Source organism: Streptomyces sp. NPDC058662, from assembly GCF_042716255.1.
Lineage (GTDB): Bacteria > Actinomycetota > Actinomycetes > Streptomycetales > Streptomycetaceae > Streptomyces.
Window position 1 is genome coordinate 1 of the sequence record NZ_JBHXRU010000120.1, and the last position, 17,299, is coordinate 17,299.

The 17,299-nt window shown below is 74.7% G+C and carries 16 protein-coding genes; 5 read left to right on the top strand and 11 right to left on the bottom strand.

Going from position 1 to position 17,299, the window contains the following annotated elements; all coding sequences use genetic code 11:
- Positions 1-180: 180 nt before the first annotated feature.
- Positions 181-591, bottom strand: coding sequence for an SsgA family sporulation/cell division regulator (locus ACFWUQ_RS27930; protein ID WP_384543518.1), 411 nt, complete (start codon positions 589-591; stop codon positions 181-183).
- Between the two features lie 110 nt (positions 592-701).
- Positions 702-2,168: an aminotransferase class I/II-fold pyridoxal phosphate-dependent enzyme gene (locus ACFWUQ_RS27935; RefSeq protein WP_384543520.1), complete on the bottom strand. Its 1,467-nt coding sequence runs from the start codon at positions 2,166-2,168 to the stop codon at positions 702-704.
- Positions 2,169-2,363: 195 nt separating this feature from the next.
- On the opposite strand from ACFWUQ_RS27935, the gene ACFWUQ_RS27940 reads away from it, so the two are divergent.
- Together ACFWUQ_RS27940 and ACFWUQ_RS27945 are read left to right on the top strand one after the other, a co-directional pair.
- Positions 2,364-2,693: a plasmid stabilization protein gene (locus tag ACFWUQ_RS27940; RefSeq protein WP_384543522.1), complete on the top strand. Its 330-nt coding sequence runs from the start codon at positions 2,364-2,366 to the stop codon at positions 2,691-2,693.
- A gap of 68 nt (positions 2,694-2,761) precedes the next feature.
- Positions 2,762-3,031, top strand: a complete 270-nt coding sequence (locus ACFWUQ_RS27945) for a DUF2945 domain-containing protein (RefSeq protein WP_384543546.1) — start codon at positions 2,762-2,764, stop codon at positions 3,029-3,031.
- A 57-nt stretch (positions 3,032-3,088) separates the two neighbouring features.
- On the opposite strand, the gene ACFWUQ_RS27950 is transcribed toward ACFWUQ_RS27945, so the two are convergent.
- Positions 3,089-3,589, bottom strand: a complete 501-nt coding sequence (locus ACFWUQ_RS27950; RefSeq protein WP_384543524.1) for an MSMEG_6728 family protein — start codon at positions 3,587-3,589, stop codon at positions 3,089-3,091.
- Positions 3,590-3,675: 86 nt separating this feature from the next.
- On the opposite strand from ACFWUQ_RS27950, the gene ACFWUQ_RS27955 reads away from it, so the two are divergent.
- Together ACFWUQ_RS27955 and ACFWUQ_RS27960 are read left to right on the top strand one after the other, a co-directional pair.
- Positions 3,676-3,867: a hypothetical protein gene (locus ACFWUQ_RS27955; protein ID WP_384543526.1), complete on the top strand. Its 192-nt coding sequence runs from the start codon at positions 3,676-3,678 to the stop codon at positions 3,865-3,867.
- Between the two features lie 8 nt (positions 3,868-3,875).
- Positions 3,876-4,910 carry a DNA topoisomerase IB gene (locus ACFWUQ_RS27960; protein ID WP_384543548.1) on the top strand — a complete coding sequence of 345 codons (1,035 nt, stop codon included), beginning with the start codon at positions 3,876-3,878 and terminating at the stop codon, positions 4,908-4,910.
- A gap of 36 nt (positions 4,911-4,946) precedes the next feature.
- Here the strand turns inward: ACFWUQ_RS27960 and ACFWUQ_RS27965 are convergent, their stop codons facing one another.
- The 3 genes from ACFWUQ_RS27965 to ACFWUQ_RS27975 form a co-directional block, all read right to left on the bottom strand.
- A complete protein-coding gene (locus ACFWUQ_RS27965; RefSeq protein WP_384543528.1) occupies positions 4,947-5,840 on the bottom strand; it encodes an SDR family oxidoreductase in 894 nt (297 codons plus the stop codon).
- Between the two features lie 189 nt (positions 5,841-6,029).
- Positions 6,030-8,267, bottom strand: a complete 2,238-nt coding sequence (locus tag ACFWUQ_RS27970; RefSeq protein ID WP_384543530.1) for a catalase — start codon at positions 8,265-8,267, stop codon at positions 6,030-6,032.
- 209 nt (positions 8,268-8,476) lie between these two features.
- On the bottom strand, positions 8,477-9,664 hold the full coding sequence (locus ACFWUQ_RS27975; RefSeq protein ID WP_384543532.1) for a zinc-dependent alcohol dehydrogenase: 1,188 nt from the start codon (positions 9,662-9,664) through the stop codon (positions 8,477-8,479).
- A 188-nt stretch (positions 9,665-9,852) separates the two neighbouring features.
- On the opposite strand from ACFWUQ_RS27975, the gene ACFWUQ_RS27980 reads away from it, so the two are divergent.
- On the top strand, positions 9,853-11,397 hold the full coding sequence (locus ACFWUQ_RS27980; RefSeq protein WP_384543534.1) for an FAD-dependent oxidoreductase: 1,545 nt from the start codon (positions 9,853-9,855) through the stop codon (positions 11,395-11,397).
- Between the two features lie 8 nt (positions 11,398-11,405).
- On the opposite strand, the gene ACFWUQ_RS27985 is transcribed toward ACFWUQ_RS27980, so the two are convergent.
- The 5 genes from ACFWUQ_RS27985 to ACFWUQ_RS28005 form a co-directional block, all read right to left on the bottom strand.
- Positions 11,406-12,224 carry a glycosyltransferase family 2 protein gene (locus tag ACFWUQ_RS27985; protein WP_384543536.1) on the bottom strand — a complete coding sequence of 273 codons (819 nt, stop codon included), beginning with the start codon at positions 12,222-12,224 and terminating at the stop codon, positions 11,406-11,408.
- Positions 12,209-13,225: a glycosyltransferase gene (locus tag ACFWUQ_RS27990; protein WP_384543538.1), complete on the bottom strand. Its 1,017-nt coding sequence runs from the start codon at positions 13,223-13,225 to the stop codon at positions 12,209-12,211. Before ACFWUQ_RS27990 ends, ACFWUQ_RS27985 begins: the two co-directional genes overlap by 16 nt.
- Positions 13,222-14,289: a glycosyltransferase gene (locus tag ACFWUQ_RS27995; protein WP_384543540.1), complete on the bottom strand. Its 1,068-nt coding sequence runs from the start codon at positions 14,287-14,289 to the stop codon at positions 13,222-13,224. Before ACFWUQ_RS27995 ends, ACFWUQ_RS27990 begins: the two co-directional genes overlap by 4 nt.
- Positions 14,286-15,380, bottom strand: coding sequence for a glycosyltransferase family 1 protein (locus tag ACFWUQ_RS28000; protein WP_384543542.1), 1,095 nt, complete (start codon positions 15,378-15,380; stop codon positions 14,286-14,288). The genes ACFWUQ_RS27995 and ACFWUQ_RS28000 overlap by 4 nt, the downstream gene beginning before the upstream one ends.
- Positions 15,381-15,673: 293 nt before the next feature.
- Positions 15,674-17,299 (bottom strand): alpha/beta hydrolase family protein (locus ACFWUQ_RS28005; protein ID WP_384543544.1); only part of this gene is annotated, 1,626 nt, incomplete at its 5' end.

Sequence of the window (17,299 nt, forward strand, 5' to 3'; positions counted from 1 at the left end):
GGCCGCGCGGTGGCGGGGGGATGCCACCACGCGGCCGGGCCTCTGCACGGAGTCCGCGCCGCTCACCGCCGCGGACTCCCGTACCCCACGTATGGCCGGTCCTGGGCGGGGCAAACGGTCGGAGCGCATCTTTTTTCAGATACGGGCCCTGGCCGCCGGGCGCGGCTCCTCGCTCGGTCGTCAGCCGGCGAGGAACTCGGCAAGGAGCCTGTCGACATCGAGGAACTCCTCGCCGGCGCCGACGGTGTCGTACGTCCGGTCCAGGAAGTCCGCGAGGGCGCGGGCGTCCACGAAGAGGACGGCGTGCCCCTGCCCCGCCGCGCTGGGACCGCGCAGAGCCATGCGGACTTCCTCCACTCCGGCCTCCGTGTGGGGGGCGAAGCGGACGTCCCCGTCGCCCACCGGGCGGCGGAGTCCGTCGGCGAGCATCTGCCGGTCGAAGTGCCAGCGGGCCAGGACCTCGTGGCCGTCGAAGAACGTCGCACGCACCACGTAGGGGTCCTCGGCGTCGTACGAGAGGCGCGCGGGGAGCGGCACTCGGTCCCCTGCCGCGTCGAGGCGGACGACGATCAGGGCAGACACACGGGACATCTGGGGACCTCCGGGATGGGCTGCAGGCTGCACGCGTATGCCCCGCTTCACCCCTGGCACACAGGTCCGATCGGGGGAACCTCCCGGCGCCCACGCTCCGCCGGCCGCGGCTACGCGTCGCGCAGGACCCGGATGCTCGCGGCTGTGGTGTCGACCGCGTCCGGCACCACCATGCCCGCTTCCACCCCGGAGCGCAGGTAGCGCAGGACGTCCTTGTCGAGGCGCTCGCCGGGCACCACGGCGGGGATGCCCGGGGGGTAGGGGGTGAGCATCTCGGCCGCGACCCGGCCCTCCGCCTTCTCCCAGGGCACTTGCTCGGTCGGCCCGAAGAAGGCGTCCCGGGGCAGGACCGCCTGCTCCAGCCTGAGCCCGGACGGCGAGGGGACCTCGACGGGCTGTCCCGTACGGAGGCCGGGGGCGTGGGCGGCCAGGTCGGTCAGAGCGGTCAGCAGCGCCCCGGCCGTGGCCTCGTCGTCGGCATGGGTGAGCTGGGCGCTGATGCGGCGGTGGTCGGCGACGTGGAGGTTGACGCGGTGGTGGCGGCGCAGCCAGTCGGCGGCCCGGTAGCCGGTGACCTCCCACGCGCTGATGTCGATGATGACTTGCAGGGGGTCCATGTCCGCGGCCAGGCCCGGGCCGCAGAAGTCGTCGCGGCCGTGCGCCCGCATGCCGTCGATCGCGTCGACGCGTCCGCGCACCTGCTCGGCGAGGGCGAGGGCGTCGTCGTAGAGCGCCTTGCCGTGTTCGACCATCTGCCGGCGCCAGCCGTCCAGCGCCGCGTACACGAGGACGGAGGGGCTGGTGGTGCCCAGCAGGTCCTCGCGGCTCTTGAGGACCTCGGGCTTCACCAGGTCGCCCTGGAGGTGGAAGACCGAGCTCTGCTCCAGGCCGGAGCCCATCTTGTGGACGGAGGTCACGCACACGTCGGCGCCGGCGTCCATGGCCCAGGTGGGCAGGTCGGGGTGGAACGGCAGATGGGCCCCCCACGCCTCGTCGACGATGAGGGGACGGCCCCGGCGGTGGCAGACCTCCGCTATCGCGGCCAGGTCCGAGCAGGTGCCGTACGGGGTGGGGGTGGTCACCAGCGCGCCGCGGGCGTCGGGATGCGCGGCGAAGGCCGCTTCGAAGGCCTCGGCGGACGGCGGGTGGGCGAGGTGGAGCTCGGCGTCCCACTGCGGGTCCACCCAGACGGGCCGGATGCCGGAGAGGATCAGCCCGGATACGACGGACTTGTGCGCGTCCCGGCCCACCAGCAGCTTCTCGTGCGGGCCGGCGACGGACAGCATCGCCGACTTCACCGAGAGGGAGCTGCCGCAGGTCGAGAAGAAGGCGTGGTCGGCGCCGACGGCGTCGGCCATCAGGGCCTGCGCCTCCTCCACGATCCCGTGGGAGGACGTCCGGTCGTCCAGGCCGCTCGTGGCGAGGACGTCGTTGCGGAACACCGCGTCGCCGAGCAGCTCCCGCACACGGGGGTCGGCGCCCCGGCCCTGCTTGTGGCCGGGCGGCGTGAACGGGGTCTGGCCCATCTCGTGGTAGGCCGCCAGCGCGTCCAGTACGGGCGTTTTCATCTGATCCATACGGCGCAGTTGCCCGGGGGCGCGTGCCGGAAACGGCCCGCGGCCCCGATCGCGGGGCGTCCCACGGGCCGCGTTGGGCGGCCTCGGCCGCGGCCCGGCGGCGGCGGGCGCGGCACACGGCTCGCGCGAGATGCGGCGGGATCGGGTTGCCCGCACCATGGCGTTGACACCGCACCTACCGAGAAGGGTTTCGCCATGCCCCGAGGATCCAGCCCCAAGCGGGAACGCCAGTACGAGCACATCAAGGAGTCGGGTGAGAAGCGCGGTATGTCCGAGGGCCGCGCCGAGGAGATGGCCTCCCGCACGGTGAACAAGGAACGCGCCCGGTCGGGTGAGAGCAGGACGGCGAGCCGCAGCTCCACCCAGGGCAAGTCGGCCTCGCAGCGCGGCGGCGAGAAGTCCCGCGGCGGCGGCGGCTCTTCCGACCGCACCAAGGACGAGCTCTACCAGGAGGCGAAGCAGCGCGGCATCGACGGGCGTTCGACGATGTCCAAGCAGGAGCTCAAGAACGCACTGGGCCACTGACCGGACGCCGGCCCCGGGCCCCGCGCCCGGCCGGGCACCGCGCGGTGACCGATACGACGGAGGCGGCCATGGGCCAGGAGAAGGACAAGGGCACGGACACGGACACGGACACGGACAGCGGCAAGGAACTGCACCGGGGCGACGAGGTCTCGTGGAAGAGCCACGGCCAGACCGTCCCGGGCACCGTGAAGAAGAAGATCACGAAGCGCACCCGGGCGGCGGGCCGCACTGTCGACGCCTCCACCGAGGACCCGCAGTACGAGGTGGAGAGCGACAACTCCGGGCGCTCCGCCGTCCACAAGCCGGACGCGCTGCGCAAGAAGGGCGGCTCGGGCTGACCGTGGAGCGCGCCGGCGCGTCCCCGGCGGGCCGCCCCGCCCACCCGGGCACCGCGCTCACGACGCGGGTTCGGGGTCCCGGTCGGACCTGGGCCATACGTACGGCAGGTGGTCCGGTACGTCGGGGAACCGCTCCCGGTACAGGTCCGGAGCCTTGCGCACCAGCGCCGACTGGTGGCTCAGGTGGAAAGCCGGGTCGCCCAGCCACGGCGGCAGGTCACCGTCGGCCGCCAACTGCTCCTGTGTGCGCGGCAACTGCTCCTGTGTCCGCAGCACTCCCTCGTGCAGCCAGGCCCCGAAGTCCGCGACCAGGGTGGCGGCGCAGGTGTCGGCGCGCCCCTCGGCGGTCCACACCCCGCAGACGTCCAGTCCGTACCGGACCAGCGCCTCCTCGTACCCCGTCCACATCCGCACTGCCGGATGCCTGCGCCAGCCGTAGCCGGGCACGATCAGGCCGCGCAGGACCTGCAGTGACTCGACGCGCTGTTTGCCGAGGCGCCGCGCGTCCAGTACGGCGGCCGAGGCGTCGAACGAGGGGAACGGGAGGAACGTCTGCATGCGGTCTCTCCTCGCGCCGACCTCCCGTGCCCGGACGAGGGCCGTGCCGGCGGCGTGACGGCGGGCGGGCCGGGTAGACGCCCGGCATGAACGAGACGAACCAGTGGAAGCCTGGTGAAATCGTACCCCTGAGCGGCATCTACGCCTGCGACTGCGGCAAGGAACACCTCTGGAGCAAGAGCACGGACGTCCGGGGACACCGGTTCCCTCCCCTGCCCTACGAGTGCTCGGGCCAGGCGTGGACCCTGCGCACGCAGGCGCACCCCGGCGCCGAGTGACCCGGGCCGTGCGGCTGCGGACCAGCGACACCCGGTCGGCGGGCTGGCGTCGGGTGCGCCACGGCCGGGGATTCCGCTACCTCGGCACCGACGACTGCCCGCTGCCGGAGGCCGACCGGCAGCGGGTCCGCGCGCTGGTGATCCCCCCGGCCTGGCAGGACGTCTGGATCTGCCCGTACCCCAACGGGCACGTCCAGGCGGTGGGGACGGACGCGGCCGGGCGGCGACAGTACCTCTACCACCCCGTGTTCAGGGAGCAGCGGGACGCCACCAAGCACGAGCACGTCCAGCGCGTGGCCCGCTCGCTGCCCCGGCTGCGGGAGCGGGTGGCGAGCGATCTCGCCGGGCGCGGCCTGACCCGGGTACGGGTGCTGGCCTGCCTGACCCGGCTGCTGGACCTGGGCTTCCTGCGGATCGGTGGCGAACGCTACGCCCGTGACAACGGGAGTTACGGGCTCACCACCCTCCTGCGGGAGCACGCCTGCTGCCGGAGCAGCGAGATCCGGCTGGACTACCCCGCCAAGTCGGGCCGGACGGTGACCCGCGCCCTCGTGGACGAGCAGGCCCATGCAGTGGTGCGGGCACTGCTGCGGCGCCGGGAGCCCGGCGCGAGGCTCTTCGCGTACTGGGAGCGCGGGGCGTGGCACGAGGTGCGCGCCGAGGACCTGAACGCCTACCTGCGGGAGCGGGCCGGTCAGGACGTGACGGCGAAGGATTTCCGGACCTGGTACGCCACGGTCCTGGCAGCGGTCGCCCTGGCCGTGTCCGCGGGCACGGCCGAGGCCTCCCCCGCCCGCCGCGGCAGGGTCGTGGCCCGCGCCGTGCGCGAGGTCAGCGAATACCTGGGAAACACCCCGGCGGTCTGCCGCGCGTCGTACATCGATCCCCGCGTCATCGAGCTCTACGAGGAGGGGAAGACCATCGCCCCCGTCCTGGGCAGGCTGGGTGAGGACGGCCTCTTCGGCCGGCCGGCCACGCACGGCGAGGTGGAGCGCGCCGTGCTGGAACTGCTGCGGTCGGGCCGCCCGCCGTCGGACCGGTAGCCCTGCGGCGGACGCGTCCGGTGACCCGGGGCGGTTTCACGCGGGGTCCCGTGCCCCGTCGTCGGCGGCGCGGCCGCCGGCGCCGAGCAGGCCCGTGGCCTCGAAGGGGACGGCGCGTTCGAGGCGGGGCAGTTCGGTGCGGGCGACGCGGGTCACGACGGGCGGCAGGAACGCCCGTACGGGCTGGACCGCGCGCAGCCAGGCCGGCACGTAGACGGAGGCCTTCCGGCGCTGGGCCGCGGCGGCCAGCCGTTCCGCGACCTGGTCGGCCGGGTACACCTTGCGCGCGGGCGCCGGCATGTGGGCACGCAGCTCCCGCAGCACGGCGTGCCGGTCGGCGTCGCGGATCATGTCGGTGTCGGTCCAGTTGATGTAGGCGATGCCGACCCCGACCCCCCGGTGGGCGAGTTCGGCGCGCAGCGCGTGCGCGAAGGACTCGACGCCGGCTTTCGAGGCGCAGTAGGCGCTCATCAGCGGAGCCGTCCCCATCGCGGCCAGTGAGGCGACCTGCAGGAGGTAGCCGCGGGTGTCGAGAAGGTCGGGCAGGAAGGCGCGGGCGGTCACAGCGCTGCCGACGAGGTTGACCTCGATGACGCGGCGCCAGACCTGCGGATCGGACTCCGCGAACGGGCCGCCCTCGGCCACTCCGGCGTTGCTGACCACCAGGGAGGCCTGCCCGAGGCGGGCGGTGACGCGCCGTGCGGTGTCCGCCATGGCCGCGTCGTCGGTGACGTCGACCTCCCAGGAGGCGCAGTCGTGGTGGAGTGTCCCGGCCACCTCCGCCAGCCGCGGTCCCTCCAGGCCCAGCAGGGCGAGCCGTGCCCCCCGGGCGTCGAACGCCCGGGCCAGGGCGGCTCCCACCCCCCGGGCCGCGCCCGTGACCACCACCGTGCGGCCCGCCAGGGGCTGTGCGCGTGTCCGTGTGCTCACTGTTCCTCCGCCCGTGTCGCGGCGCCCGGGCCGTACTCGGCGGCACAGCCGGGCCCGTGCCTCCAGCATGCTCCCGCAGGACGGTCGCCCGCAGATCGGAGGTCGTGCGGGCGGCGGGTGCTCACGCGGGCGGGCCCACCGCAACCGCCGTGGCGGTCGCGGTGGGCCCGTGTCCCAGGTCCGTCGGGGTCAGCCGGCGGGCGGGAACCTGTCCCACGCCCGGTGCCCGGACAGGGCGGCCTTGACGGTCTCGACGACCTCGGCGCCGTCCTGGCCGAGGGCGAGGCCGGGGCCGTCCGGGGCGATCCCCACCGCTTCGAGGAGCCGGTCGGCGCCGTTCCAGCCGCCGAGGGCCTTCCCGTGGCGGTAGGCCTCGGTCAGCAGGAGGACGACGCGGGGGTCGGGGCCCTGCGGCCCGGGCGCGCCGGCCTTCGCGTCCCGGGCTCCGTAGGCGTCGGCGCCCGGCTGGGGTGCGCCGGCACACAGCAGGGCGTCGAACTCGACGGAGCGGGCGGTGGCGAAGGTGCGCTGCACGGTGACCGGGTCGCCGCCGTCGTCCAGGGTGCCGCCGGCGGGGGCGATGACGAGCGGGAGCATGCCGGCGTCGAGGACCGCCTGCCGGGCGGTCCGTACGCCGTCCAGGTCGGCCGAGGCGTCGGCGATGATGCCGATCACGCGGCCGTCGGTGGGCCAGGTCGCGCCCAGCTGGGAGAGGGCGGGGCTGGGGTCGACGGCCACGAGCGGCTCGGTGGCCTCGGGGGCGGGCAGACCGAGGCCCGCGGCGACCTGCCCGCACAGCTCGGGGTCGATGTTCGCGAGGACCCGCAGGGTGCGTTCCTTGACGGCCTGCTCGTAGCACTTGCTCAGCTCGAACGTGTAGGCGGCGATGATGTGTTCGCGTTCGGGCGGGGTCATGCTCAGCCAGAAGAGGCGCGGCTGGGTGAAGTGGTCCGAGAAGGAGGCGGGCGCCTCACGGACCTTGCTCGCCGCGGGAACCTGCACGGGTGTCTCGATGAAGGCGCTGGTGTCGGCTCCCGCCAGGAAGGGGCAGCCGCCGTCGAGGCTGTTGGGCCGGTACGGGGCGACGCCCGTGTGCACGGCGGTCTGGTGCATGCCGTCGCGGAGCATGTCGTTGACGGGGGCGTGCGGGCGGTTGATGGGGATCTGGCCGAAGTTGGGGCCGCCGAGCCGGCTGATCTGGGTGTCGAGGTAGGAGAAGAGCCGGCCGGCGAGCAGCGGGTCGTCGGTGACGTCGATGCCCGGCACGAGGTGGCCGGGGTGGAAGGCGACCTGCTCGGTCTCGGCGAAGTAGTTCTTCGTGTTGGCGTTCAGGGTCATCAGCCCGATGGGCTGGACCGGCGCGAGCTCCTCCGGGACGATCTTCGTGGGGTCCAGGAGGTCGATTCCCTCGAACGTCTGGTCGGGGGTGTCGGGGAAGACCTGGATGCCCAGTTCCCACTGCGGGAAGGCGCCGGCTTCGATGGCGTCGAAGAGGTCGCGGCGGTGGAAGTCGGGGTCCATGCCGTTGATCAGCTGCGCTTCCTCCCACACGAGGGAGTGCACGCCCAGCTTCGGCTTCCAGTGGAACTTCACCAGCGCGGTGTCGCCGGCGGTGTTGACCAGGCGGAAGGTGTGGACGCCGAAGCCCTCCATCATCCGGTAGGAGCGCGGGATGCCGCGGTCGGACATGTTCCACAGGGTGTGGTGGGTGGCCTCGGTGTGCAGGGACACGAAGTCCCAGAACGTGTCGTGGGCGCTCTGCGCCTGCGGGATCTCGCGGTCCGGGTGGGGCTTCCCGGCGTGGATGATGTCGGGGAACTTGATGGCGTCCTGGATGAAGAACACCGGGATGTTGTTGCCGACCAGGTCGAAGGTGCCCTCGTCGGTGTAGAACTTCGTCGCGAAGCCGCGGGTGTCGCGGACGGTGTCGGCAGAGCCGCGTGAGCCGAGCACGGTGGAGAAGCGCACGAACACCGGCGTCTCCACGTCCTTGCCGAGGAACGCCGCCTTGGTCACCTCGCCCGCCGTGCCGTAGCCCTGGAAGATTCCGTGCGCCGCGGCGCCGCGGGCGTGGACCACCCGCTCCGGGATCCGCTCGTGGTCGAAATGGGTGATCTTCTCGCGCAGGTGGTGGTCCTGGAGCAGGACCGGACCGCGGGCCCCGGCCTTGAGGGAGTGGTCGGTGTCGTACAGCCGCGCGCCCTGCGCGGTGGTCAGGTAGGCGCCGCTCTGCGCCGCACGCGCCTGGTCCGCCCCCGTGGCCTGCCCGGTGGGGCTCACGGTCTCGGGTCCTTCCTGGTCCGCCTTGGGCGGCAGGGGCTCCGTGGGCTGCGTCGGCTCGGCCAGGGACGGGGACACCGGCCCCGGCTTCCCCGGCAGGCCGTCCTCGCCCGGCTCGGAGGCGGCAGAGGTGTGCTTGGTGGTCATCTCTTCTCCCAGGGACGGTCTGCTGGACGCTTCACCCATGACCGGGAAGCGTCCGCTCTCAAACGGAGGCGGGGGGTTTCTCACCCGCCTCCTCACGGCACCTGCCCGTCGCCCTCGCGGGGGCCGGGCGTGACCGTCGCCTACCCCCTCCACCGAAACGAACCCTGCCGATTCCGCGTCCGGGTCGAGGAGGCCGCCGCGAGCGGGGGTCAGGGCGTGAAGAGCACCTTGACGGCGCCGTCCTGCTTCTTCTGGAACATCTCGTACGCGTCCGGGGCCTGCTCCAGCGGCAGCCGGTGCGTGGCGAAGTCGTCGACGCCCAGGGGGTCGCCGCCGTCGGTGAGGAGGGGGAGGATGTCGTCGACCCAGCGCCAGACGTTGGCCTGGCCCATCCGCACCTGCAGCTGCTTGTCGAACATGGTGAGCAGCGGCAGCGGATCGGCCGCGCCCCCGTACACACCCGAGATGGACACGGTGCCGCCCCGGCGGACGAGGTCGATCGCGGTGGAGAGCGCGGCGAGCCGGTCGACGCCCGCGCGCTTCATCATGGCCGCGGCGAGGCCGTCCGGGAGGAGGGTGGTCATGCCCTGCGCGGTGGCGGCGACACGGCTGCCGTGGGCCTCCATGCCCACCGCGTCGATCACGGCGTCGGGGCCGCGGCCGCCGGTGAGCCCGCGGACGGTGTCCACGAGGTCGTCGCCGCACTCCCGGAGGTCCAGGGTGTGGATGCCGCGCCGGGCGGCCCGCTCCAGGCGTTCGGGGACGAGGTCGATGCCGATGACGGTGGTGGCACCGCGGTGGGCGGCGATGCGGGCGGACATGTCGCCGATGGGGCCGAGCCCGAGGACGGCGACGCTGCCGCCAGGCGGCACGGACGCGTACTCCACGGCCTGCCACGCGGTGGGCAGCACATCGGAGAGGTAGACGAAGCGGTCGTCGGACGGCCCGTGCGGGACGTGGATGGGGAGCTTGTTGCCGAAGGGGACGCGCAGGTACTCGGCCTGCCCGCCCGGCACCTGGCCGTAGAGCTTCGTGTACCCGAAGAGGGAGGCTCCGGTGCCGTGCTCGTGGACCTGCGTCGTCTCGCACTGGGACTGCAGGCCCCGGTCGCACATGAAGCACGACCCGCAGGACACGTTGAAGGGGATGACCACCCGGTCCCCCGGTTTCAGCGAGGTGACATCGGGCCCCACTTCCTCGACGATCCCCATGGGCTCGTGGCCCAGGATGTCACCGGGGTCGAGAAAGGCGCCGAGGACCTCGTAGAGGTGCAGGTCCGAGCCGCACAAACCGGTCGTCGTGATCTTCACGACCACGTCGTCGCGGTCGCGGATCGCGGGATCGGGCACGGTGTCCACGCGTACGTCCCGCTTGCCGTGCCATGTGAGTGCCCTCATGACGCCTCCTTGCCGACGGTGCTGTCTCGTCTCCTCGCGGCCGCGGCGCCCCGTACTGCCCGGGGGCGCGGCCCGGTCCCTCACGGTGCGCGTGCCCCCCGCGGTGCCGCCGAACCGGAACGGCCGGGTTTTCCCGTCCCGCCGCCGGGACCGCGCATCAGGCCGGTGGGCGTGGGCAGTCGCCGGACATGAACCGACTTCTGGACACCGGCAGCTCCTACTGGATGCGGACGGCGGACTTCCCGTCCTTCGCCCCGCTCGCGGGGGACACGGAGGCCGACGCGGCGGTCGTCGGGGGCGGCATCGTCGGCCTCAGCACGGCCTGGGAACTGGCCCGCGCCGGGCTGAACGTGGTCGTACTCGAAGCGGACCGGCTCGCGGGCGGGGTCACCGGCCATACGACGGGCAAGCTCACCGCGCTCCACACCGCCGTGTACGACACCCTGCGGACCAAGCACGGACAGGACACGGCCCGCCAGTACGCGGCGTCCCAGAGCGCGGCGTTGCGGCACGTCGTCGAGACCGCCGCGGAACTGGGCGTCGACTGCGAGCTGGAGCGGCGCCCGGCTCTCACGTACTGCGAGGAGCCCGAGGGGGTGGAGGCCCTGCGCGCGGAGGCGGAGGCGGCCCGGGCGGCCGGTCTCCAGGCCTCGTTCGTCACCGGCACCGGCCTGCCCTTCCCCGTCGCGGGCGCGGTGCGGGTCGAGGACCAGGCGCAGTTCCATCCCCTGAAGTACCTGCGCGGGCTCGTGGACGACATCGTCGCGCGCGGCGGCCGGATCCACGAGGGCAGCCGCGTCACGCGGCTCGACGACGGCGAGAGGTGCCGGCTCACGACCGACTCGGGAGCCACCGTCTCGGCCCGGCACGTCGTGGTGGCCACGCACCACCCCGTCTTCGACCACGCCCTGCTCGCCACCCGGCTGACCCAGCACCGTGACCTGGTCGTCGCGGGGCCCCTGCCCGCCCGTCTCGACCCCGAGGGCATGTACATCACGCAGGAGGGCGGCAAGCGGTCCGTCCGGACGGCGCCGCTCGCGGACGGCGGGCGCCTCCTGGTCGTCACCGGGGAGGCGTTCACACCGGGCGAGGGCGAGGACACCGAGGCCGGGTACGCCCGCCTCCAGGCCTGGGCCGAACGGCGCTTCCCCGGGGTCTCCGTCACCCACCGGTGGGCGGCGCAGGACAACAGCGCCACGGACACGCTGCCCCTCATCGGCCGGCTGCCCACGGAGGGCGACAACGTCTACGTCGCCACCGGCTTCGCCGGCTGGGGCATGACGGGCGGGGTGCTGGCCGGCACGCTCATCGCCTCCCTCGTCGGAGGCGAGCGCGAGCCCTGGTCCGGCATCTACGACCCCGGCCGCTTCGGCTCCGCCCTCCGCTCCGCGCCGGCCCTCCTCAAGGCCCAGTGGGACACCGGCAAGCACTTCGTCAAGGACCGGCTGGACGCGCTCGGCGACGGCTCGAACGGCCCCGTCCGGAGCCTGCCGCCGGGCGAGGGGACCGTGGTCCGCGCCGGCGGCCGGCCCTGCGCCGTGCACCGCGACGACGCGGGCGAGCTGCACGCCGTGTCCGCCGTCTGCACCCACATGGGCTGCCTCGTCGCCTTCAACAACGCGGAGCGGACCTGGGAGTGCCCCTGCCACGGCTCCCGCTTCGGCATCGACGGCTCGATCCTCCAGGGACCGGCGCTCACCCCGCTGGAGCGACGGGACCCGGGCGAGCTCTGATCCGGCCCTCAACCGACCCGGCACCACGTGTCGGTGGCGGGGACGTACCGCACCAGCCCGCGCGCCGCGAACTCCCGCAGCCAGCCCTCCATGGGCCAGCTGCCCCAGCGGCGCCGGTAGACGGCTCCGTTGCGGAGGATGTCGTCGACGTGCTGGACCGGCGGGTGCTGTGTCGGGTGGTGCTGGTGGTAGGCGGGGGCGCCGCCCACCCACCACAGGTCCACTCCGCGCCCGGCCGCGGCGGCGGCGAAGTCGGTGTCCTCGGCCCCGTATCCGGTGTAGTCCTCGCAGAAGCCGCCGACGCGGTCCCAGGTGCCGGCCGTGACGGCGAACGACAGCGACCAGAAGAGCCGCGGGTCTCCCCCGCGCAGGACTCGTCCGTCCGCCGGTGCGGGGCGGGCCGGGTGCGGCGGGGCCGAGCCAGCGAGTTCGTCGAGCCGGTAGCCGCCGGCGGGGGGTGGGGGCAGGTAGCCGACGGTGCCGCAGAGCAGGGCCCCGTCGGCGGCCGTCCGGGCGTAGCGGTCCAGGAGCGTCGGGCCGGGGACGCAGTCGACGTCGAGGAAGACCAGCAGCTCCGCGCCGGCCGCGAGCGCGCGGGCGGCCCCCGCGTTGCGCGCGGCGGCCAGCGGGAGGCGTCCGTCCTCCAGGGGCAGGGTGACGACGTCCGCGCGGGGGCTCCGGTCGGCGAGGAGCGCCGGGATCCCGGGATCGGCCATGGACACGACGACGTAGTGGTCGGGGGTGCGCGTACCGCGTGCGAGGCCGTCCTGCTGCAGGAGGAGATGGGGGTGGCGTCCCGCGGCGAGGGTGATCACCGCGGCGCGCACGCGGTCCCCCCCGGTACGCGCCGGGCCAGGTCGGTGAGCATGCGCCCCGCCCTCGCGGCGCCGTCCCCGGGCGACCAGTGCTGCCAGCGGTCCTGCCGGGCCGCCGCTTCCGCGAGCAGCGCCGCCCACGCGTGCGCGGGCGGCCAGTGGTCCCGTACGGTCGCCAGGCCCCCCGCCCGCAGGGCCCGCGCGGTGGCGTGCTGCTCCCCGTAAGGCCGGTCCTGGGGGATGACCACGGTGGGGACCCGGGCGGCGGCGCACTCCGCGACGGCGTTCTGTCCGGCGTGGGTGACGACCACGGTCGCCCGGCACAGCACCGGCCAGGGATCCTCCGTCCACTCGGCGTGCGGCCCGCCGAGGACGGTCCACGACCAGCCGGGGGTGGCCCGGGCCGCCTCCTGGAGCTGACCGTCGGCGAGGTCAGCCCCGCCGGCGCCCAGCATCACCACCACGTCCCGGCGCGAGGCGCGGTCGCCGCCGCCCGCCGGGCGGGCCCGGCCGTCGTAGCGGGAGATGCCCCCGGTGTGCACGGCCTTGGCATGCCAGGGGGTGGGCCAGTGCGGTTCGGGCAGGGACTGCGGCCACGGGGCCAGGAGGGCGTCCGCCAGGTCGTAAGCCAGGCGGTGGGCCTCGTCGCGCCGGTCCCCCCGCATGGCGGCGACCACGACGGGGATGCCCATGAGCCGCGCCAGAGTGGCGGCTTCCACCGATACGTCGCTGACGAACAGCGCGGGGACCTCCCGGCCGATCCAGTCGGCGATGGCCCCCATGCGCTCCCGGTGCCCCCGGTGGTGGACGGGGACCCAGTGCAGGCGCCCGCGAGCCGTGGGATCGACGGGGCTGTCCGCCGTGTCCCGCGGCAGGGACACCCAGCCCCCGGCCCAGGACGGCGGCCGGGGGAGGGAGGAGAGGATGGTCACCGGGCCCCGCACGTGGGCGGCGATGCACTCGGCGCGGTGCAGGTGCCCGCGGCCCTGGTGGTGCGCGTAGTAGCCGATCACCGCGCGACCTCCCGGTACAGGTCGGTGTAGGCGGCGGCCGTGTGGTCGAGCGAGCAGAAGTGCTCCGCCCGGCGCCGGGCGGCCCGGCGGTCGAGGCGCATGACGCGCGGGATGAGGTCCGCGAGGGCGGCCACGTCCCCCGGCGGGGCCAGGAGGCCGCACTCCGGGGTGAGGATCTCGGACAGCGCTCCCCGGTCGAACCCGCACACGGGTGTCCCGCAGGCCAGTGCCTCGGCGACCACCAGCCCGTACGGTTCGTCCCAGCTGGGGGTGACCAGGGCGGCGGCGGCCGAACCGATCAGCTCGACGAGCCCGCGCCGGTCCAGGTGGCCGACGTAGCGCACGTCGTCCCCGAGCAGGGGCACGATCATGTCCTCGTAGTAGGCCGGGTCCGAGACCGGCCCGGCGATCCGCAGCGGCACCCCGGCCGCGCGGGCCGCCCCGATCGCGTGGTGGGGCCCCTTCTCCGGGACCAGGCGCCCCGACCACACGAGGCCGCCGCCGCCCGGGCCCGGTGTCCAGAAGTCCGTGTCGATGCCGTTGCGTACGACGTGTGCGGCGGGCACGGTGGGCCGCCAGGCTCCCGCGGTGAACCGGCTGACGGCCGTGAACGTCACGGGGCAGGTGTCCTGGGCCCGGATGGCGGACTCCAGCCACGGGGTGGGCGGGGTGTGGAGCGTGGTCACCACCGGGACGCGCAGCGCCGAGGCCATCGCGACGGGGAGGTAGTGCAGGCTGTTGTTGTGCACGAGGTCGAAGCGGTGCTCGCCGTCCCGGGCGAGTTCGAGCATCAGCCCCAGGTAGGCGTGGTGCTCGGCCATCCACATCGTGCTGGGCATACTGGCGTCCGCGCGGGCCGCGGCGCTCAGCACGACGCGGCGCACCGGGAGTTCGCGGGCGCCGAGTGCCGGGTCGGAGCCGGGCGCCGCGAAGAGCTCCACGTGGTGGCCGCGCTGGCGCAGGGCGTGCGCCAGTCCCCAGGTGTGGGCTTCCAGTCCTCCCGCGAACGGTTCGATGATCGGGAATCGCGCGGACGCGATGAGCGCCACCCGCAGGCCGCTCATTGAAGCGAGCTCGTATACAGGGCGCGGTGGGCGGTGGCGAGTTCCTCGCGCTCCCGTGCGCGCTGCGCCGTGGTGGCCCGGGGCGCGGCCCCCCGCGCGTACGCGGTCCGTACCGCTTCGCGCAGGGACTCGGCGTCCAGGCCGCCGTGCTGGGTGTGCCCGTAGGTCAGGCAGGGGCGCTGCTCGGCGTAGAAGCCGCAGTCGGGGGCCGCGACCGCGGTGCCCAGGTCGTGGCATGCCTCCAGCCACCCGGAGTGGGTGCCGAAGAGGTACGGCAGGACGGACAGGTCCAGGGATTCCAGGTAGTCCCAGAGCTGGTCGTCGTCGAAGTAGTCGTGGACGGTGAGCGTCAGGCGGCCCCGGTCCGCGAGCTCCCCGAGGTCGCGCAGCAGTCCGGGCGCGTGGGCCGGGGAGGCGGGGTCCGCCACCTCGCGGTGGACGTTGACCTGGAGTTCGGCGCGCGGGAGTTCGGCCACCGTGTCCGCGAGGACGCGGACGACCGGGAGGACGGACATGTTGGGCCGCAGGCTCTTGGCGTGCACGCCGACCCGGAACCGGTCGCGGCGCGGGCGGGGGCGGGTGAGCCGGGGCAGTTCCACCACGTGCGGATGGGGCAGCACGGTCGCCGTCCGGTTCCAGCGGCCGCGGATGGTCCGTGCGGCGCCGGGGGTCAGGGTGACCAGGTGGTCGGCGGCGGGGATGACCACGTCGAGGGCGGCGTCGTGGGTGGCGGGGTCCGGCTGGTGGGGGTTTCTGAGGTCGTGCACCGTGTAGACCAGGGGTTTCCCATGCCGGCGGAGGGTGTCCACCAGCGCGGTCAGCTGGGCCGGGCTCTGGGCGTCGAAGCCGAAGTGCAGGTGGAAGACGTCGAATTCCCCGTGGTGCGCGTTCACCCAGTCGGGGTCCAGCATGACCGGCGGCCACCACCGCTGCGAGGTGCTGGGCGCCCCGGTGGGCCGGGGGTCGCGCAGGCGCCGTACGCCGTCGGGCTCGGGGGCGGAGCAGTGCCTTACGTACACGTGCCCCGCGGGCACCGAGGCGACGCGGATCTCGCGCCCGGATGGAGCGCGCTGCGGCTGCCGTTCGGTCACGGGGGCTCCTCGGTGCGGGGACGGGGCGCGGGTCGTGCGGCCGGTACCAGTCTGTTGCCGCACCCGGGAGCCCGCACCCGGGTGCGGGGGGCGCGGCGGTCCGCGCGGGCCCGTACCGCCCGGGCGCGGGGCGAAGCGGCCGGGGTGCGCCTGGTCGGCCGGCCGGGTGACGCCGCGCCGCGGGGAGCGCGTCGGTGCCCCTGCCGCCGAGCGGGCCTGGGTGCCGGGTGGGTCGTGCCGGGGCCGCCCGGCACGACGGCGCCGGGCGAGCCGCGGGGCCGCCCGGCCGGACGTCAGCCGAGGTGCTGTTCGAGCCAGTCCGCGGCGGTCCGCCGGTAGAGGCGCCGGTTGTCCGCCCGCAGGAACTCGTGGCCCTCGTTGAGCAGCGTCAGCTGCCGCGCCGGCACGCCGCGCTCGTTGGCGGCGCGGACGAACTGCTCCGACTCCGTGGGCGGCACGTTGGTGTCGTGCTCGCCGTGGACGGCCAGCACGGGAGCGCGGAGTTGGTCGACCCGGCTCATGGGGGACAGGGCCCGGAGCAGGTCCCGGTCGTGCTCGGGGTGGCCGTACTTGGCGGCGGCGGACTGCGCGATCCAGGGTTCCGTACCGGCGAAGAAGGTGGCGAAGTCCGACATCCCGCAGACGGCGACCCCGGCGCGGAAGAGGTCCGGGTGCCACACCAGGCAGGCCATGGTGAGGTAGCCGCCGTACGAGCGGCCCATCACCCCGAGCCGCCGGGGGTCGGCGTAGCCGAGCGCGACCACGTGGGCCGCGCAGTCGGCGACGTCCTCGATCGCCGCGAACCGGCCGGCCCCGAGGTCGGCGTCCACGAAGGACCGCCCCCAGCCGGACGACCCGCGGACATCGGGGGCGAACACGTCCAGGCCCCGGCCGAGGAGCTCGTGGTAGAGCGGGTTGAACACCGGCCGCTCCTGTTCCTCCGGTCCGCCGTGCAGGTGGATCACGCAGGGGGCCGGCCTGCCCGCGGCCCGGCCCGGCGCCCTGTAGTACCAGCCCCCGAGCACCAGCCCGTCGCGGGCCTCGCAGCGCAGGGGCACGGGGCGCACCGGGGGGCGCCCCGGCGGGACCGCGTCCTCGTCGCGGGCCGACCAGGGGGCCCGCGCGGGCACGAGGCCCGCGTCGAGTTCCCAGATGCCCGGCCGCCGGCGGGATCCCGAGAGGGCGGCGAACAGTCCGCCGCGCTCCACCGGCGCGATGCGGGTCACCACCTCGTGGGGCAGGACGGGGTGGTGCCGCGGCCCGACCTCGCCGTCCGCGGGGGCGAGGGGGAGCCCCACGCTCTCCAGCTCCGTCGCGCCGTGCACGTTCCAGGCGAGGACGGCCCAGCGGCCATGGTCCGGTACGCCCAGCAGGTCGAGCGCGCAGCGGTCGCGCTCGGCCGCGACCGAGACCCCCTGACCGCGGCCGTCCTCGTCGAGGCGTACCCGCAGGAGGGCCGCGAACTCGCGGTCCAGGTCGCTGCGCAGCCACAGGGTCCGGGCGTCGGCGGAGAACCGGCCGATCCAGGGGTCCCCGTCGGCGACGCGCAGCGCGAGGGCGGTGCGACCGGACGCGGTGTCGAGTACGAGGCCCTCCCGGTGGCCGCGGGGGCCGCGGCGCACGAGCGCGAGGCGGCCGTCCGCGCTGGTGTCGCACACGCGCAGCGACGCGGCTCCTTCCTCGCTGTGGAGCAGGACGGGAGCCCTCTCCCCGTCCGGGTCGATCAGGTAGGCGGCGAGCCCGCCGTCGCGGGCCGGGCCGGGGTCCTGGACGGCCGGGCGGTCCGTCGGCGGGCCGGGGGCGGCGAACAGCGGCGGCGCTTCCCGCGGGGCGGCCCGGCGGGCGGTGCGCGGGTCGAGCAGGATCGTGGCACCCCCGCGTTCGGACCAGGCGGGGGGCGGCGGCCCGCGCCCCCGCCG

Coding starts and splice junctions, on each gene's coding strand:
- ACFWUQ_RS27945 (WP_384543546.1), top strand. CDS start 2,762: ATGGGCCAGGAGAAGGACAAGGGCACGGACACGGACACGGACACGGAC.
- ACFWUQ_RS27955 (WP_384543526.1), top strand. CDS start 3,676: ATGAACGAGACGAACCAGTGGAAGCCTGGTGAAATCGTACCCCTGAGC.
- ACFWUQ_RS27970 (WP_384543530.1), bottom strand. CDS start 8,267: ATGACCACCAAGCACACCTCTGCCGCCTCCGAGCCGGGCGAGGACGGC.
- ACFWUQ_RS27980 (WP_384543534.1), top strand. CDS start 9,853: ATGAACCGACTTCTGGACACCGGCAGCTCCTACTGGATGCGGACGGCG.
- ACFWUQ_RS27935 (WP_384543520.1), bottom strand. CDS start 2,168: ATGGATCAGATGAAAACGCCCGTACTGGACGCGCTGGCGGCCTACCAC.
- ACFWUQ_RS27950 (WP_384543524.1), bottom strand. CDS start 3,589: ATGCAGACGTTCCTCCCGTTCCCCTCGTTCGACGCCTCGGCCGCCGTA.
- ACFWUQ_RS27930 (WP_384543518.1), bottom strand. CDS start 591: ATGTCCCGTGTGTCTGCCCTGATCGTCGTCCGCCTCGACGCGGCAGGG.
- ACFWUQ_RS27940 (WP_384543522.1), top strand. CDS start 2,364: ATGCCCCGAGGATCCAGCCCCAAGCGGGAACGCCAGTACGAGCACATC.
- ACFWUQ_RS27995 (WP_384543540.1), bottom strand. CDS start 14,289: ATGAGCGGCCTGCGGGTGGCGCTCATCGCGTCCGCGCGATTCCCGATC.
- ACFWUQ_RS27975 (WP_384543532.1), bottom strand. CDS start 9,664: ATGAGGGCACTCACATGGCACGGCAAGCGGGACGTACGCGTGGACACC.